Annotated in this window: 2 protein-coding genes and 1 pseudogene; 1 reads left to right on the top strand and 2 read right to left on the bottom strand. The window is 68.4% G+C overall.

Translation table 11 applies throughout. The features are described from left to right. Together HUK84_RS14295 and HUK84_RS14290 are read right to left on the bottom strand one after the other, a co-directional pair. Positions 1-324 (bottom strand): annotated as a pseudogene (locus HUK84_RS14295) (catalase); the annotation flags it as partial. 139 nt (positions 325-463) lie between these two features. Continuing rightward, complete coding sequence (locus HUK84_RS14290) at positions 464-1816, bottom strand: Nramp family divalent metal transporter (RefSeq protein WP_246285696.1); 1353 nt, start codon at positions 1814-1816, stop codon at positions 464-466. A gap of 407 nt (positions 1817-2223) precedes the next feature. Here HUK84_RS14290 and mntR point away from each other — a divergent pair, with 407 nt between their 5' ends. Next, on the top strand, positions 2224-2685 hold the full coding sequence (gene mntR / locus HUK84_RS14285) for a manganese-binding transcriptional regulator MntR (protein WP_176640888.1): 462 nt from the start codon (positions 2224-2226) through the stop codon (positions 2683-2685). The last annotated feature ends 134 nt before the right edge of the window (positions 2686-2819 follow it).

Raw genomic sequence — 2819 nt, 5'->3', positions numbered from 1 at the left:
CGCGAACCGCCCGGTCACCCGGCTGCGCCGGGGCCCCAGCACCGACGCCGTGCTCAGCACCTGCGCCTGCCCGCTGCCGTCGAACCAGCCGCTGACGCATAGCCCTTTGGCATGGTTGCGGCGAAAGCCCGGATGCCGCCCGTCCACGACGCGAAACGCCGTCATGAAGGAATGCTGCGTCAGCCTGTGCGGCGTCAGCCACCCGGCGCTCAGGGCGAACCCCGCGACCAGAGCCAGCATCACCCCGCCGATCGCGGCCAGACGCAGGATCGTCGTGCGCGGGGGCAGCGGGGGCACGGCAGGCGGGGGCGGCGTACGTGTCACGTCGCTCGGTTCGTTCATGAGGGAGGGAGTCCGGCTTATGGCGATACCGCAGACTAAGCCGAATTTTCCGGCGAAATCCTGTGTTTTTTTATTCACGGCCCCTGTTGCGCGGCTGCCGCATCCCGCCCTTTCCGTGACTCTACGAAACGACCGCGTCGAACAGCAGCTTGAAATTCAGCGCCAGGATCACCGCCGCCACCAGCCAGGACAACGCCGCCAGCGGACGCGAGATCGCGAACGTCCCCATGATCCGCCGGTCGGACACGAACAGCACCAGCGGAATGACCGCAAAGGGTAGTTGCATCGACAGCACGACCTGACTCAGCACCAGCAGCGCGCCCACCCCGCGATCACCGTAAAGTGCGATCACCGCCAGCACCGGCAGGATGGCCAGCCCCCGGGTCAGCATCCGCCGCGCCCAGTGCGGAATGCGCAGGCGCAGAAACCCCTCCATGACGATCTGCCCCGCCAGCGTGCCGGTGATCGTCGAATTGGTCCCCGCCGCCAGCAGCGCCAGCGCGAACAGGGTCGAGGCGATTCCCAGCCCCAGGATCGGCGACAGCAGCCGGTACGCGTCCTCGATCTCGGCCACGTCGCCGTGCCCGCTGCCATGGAACGCCGCCGCCGCCACGATCAGGATCGCGGCATTGATGAACAGCGCCAGCATCAGCGCGATCGTGCTGTCCCAGCTCGCCCAGCGGATCGCCTCGCGCCGCCCCTCGACCGAGCGGTCATAGGCCCGTGTCTGGATGATCGAGGAATGCAGGTACAGATTGTGCGGCATCACCGTCGCCCCGATGATGCCGATGGCGACATACAGCGCCGCATGGTCGGTCACGATCATCGGGGTGGGGACGAACCCCCGCATCACCGCGCCCAGCGGCGGCGCGGCGGCGGCGATCTGCACCGCGAAACAGACCGCGATCACGCTCAGCATGGCGATGACGAAGGCTTCCAGGTAGCGAAAGCCCCGGTTCATCAGCAGCAGCACGATCACCGCGTCCAGCCCCGATATCAGCGCCGCGATCATCAGCGGAATGCCGAACAGCAGCTTCAGCGCCACCGCCGTGCCGATCACCTCCGCCAGGTCGCAGGCGATGATCGCCAGCTCACAGGCCAGCCACAGCGGAATGTTCACGATCGGCGGAAAGCGCTCGCGGCAGGCCTGCGCCAGGTCCCGCCCGGTGGCGATGCCCAGCCGCACCGACAGCGCCTGCAACAGGATCGCCATCAGGTTCGACAGCATGATGACCGCCAGCAGGCGATAGCCGAACTGCGCGCCGCCTTGCAGGTCGGTCGCCCAGTTGCCGGGGTCCATATACCCGACCGACACCATGTATCCCGGCCCGACGAAGGCCAGGAACCGCCGCGGCCACGACGCCCCCTGCGGCACCCGCACGCTGGCGAAGGCCTCCGGCAGGCTGGGATTCTCGGCATCCGTCCGCCGGGCGAAACGCGCCCGCCCCGCCGGAGCGGCCGGCAGGCCGGCCATCCGCGCACTGTCGGGGGAAGAGGTCATGACATCGCCACTCTCACCAACACTCCCGGAACGCGGGCCCGCTCACCTGTCCGGGCAGGTGTCCACGTCCACCGGATACTCACCAGAGACTCAGAAATATGCATAATGCTATATAAGGTTGCAATCGGGAATCTCCCACCCTCGAACGACTCTTCCCCGCGCCCTCCAACGACCCGTCCACCGGCGGCAATCATGAGGCGATCATTATTCGTGCGGGAATAACGTTTTCACTGCGGCTAAGAAGTTGAGCCCCGTTGACGAGTCTGCAAGAAAGGGCCGTCACACGCCGCCCGGTTTCCGCCCGCGCCGGGCGGCAGGCCGATCGGGGGAGGGGAAAGATCTTGCGCAAGACACAGCGGCCGGCGCCCGCGGCGGACCTCATGCCCGACGCCGACATCCAGTCCGAAGGCTTCCGCCAGAACCGCGCCGCCCGGCGCAACGCGCTGGTCGAGGATTACGTCGAACTGATCGCCGACCTGCTGGCCGAGGGGCAGGAGGCCCGGCAGGTCGATATCGCCTCCCGGCTCGGGGTCTCGCAGCCCACCGTCGCCAAGATGCTTTCCCGCCTGGCGTCCGAGGGCCTGGTCAGCCGCCGCCCCTATCGCGGCGTCTTCCTGACCGACGCCGGCCGCGCGATCGCCGAGGACGTCAAGTCCCGCCATCGCATCGTCGAGGAATTCCTTCTCGCCCTCGGCGTGGGCCAGGACAGCGCGCGCATCGACGCCGAAGGGATCGAACATTACGTCGGCCCGGAAACCCTCGCGGCCTTCGCCCGCGCGCTGGATCTCGGCCTCGCCCGCCTCTTCGCCGATACGCGTGCCCATCCGGACAGCCCGCGCTGAACCCCATACGCCCTTCCGAAAGAACCCACGGTGCGCATCGCGATCCTCGTCGTATCCCTCCTCGGCCTCGCGCTCCCGGGCCTCGTGCTCCCGGGCCTGGCCGTCCCCGCCGCCGCCCGGGCGGCCGGCTGCAC

It is taken from the genome of Nguyenibacter vanlangensis, assembly GCF_013376155.1.
GTDB classification, from domain to species: domain Bacteria; phylum Pseudomonadota; class Alphaproteobacteria; order Acetobacterales; family Acetobacteraceae; genus Gluconacetobacter; species Gluconacetobacter vanlangensis.
The sequence above is the reverse complement of the archived record's forward strand: the minus strand, read 5'-3'. Positions and strand labels throughout refer to the sequence as shown.

Bases quoted from the DNA above. Each gene is read 5' to 3' on its own strand.
- HUK84_RS14290 (WP_246285696.1), bottom strand. From the start codon at position 1,816: ATGGCCGGCCTGCCGGCCGCTCCGGCGGGGCGGGCGCGTTTCGCCCGG.
- mntR (WP_176640888.1), top strand. From the start codon at position 2,224: ATGCCCGACGCCGACATCCAGTCCGAAGGCTTCCGCCAGAACCGCGCC.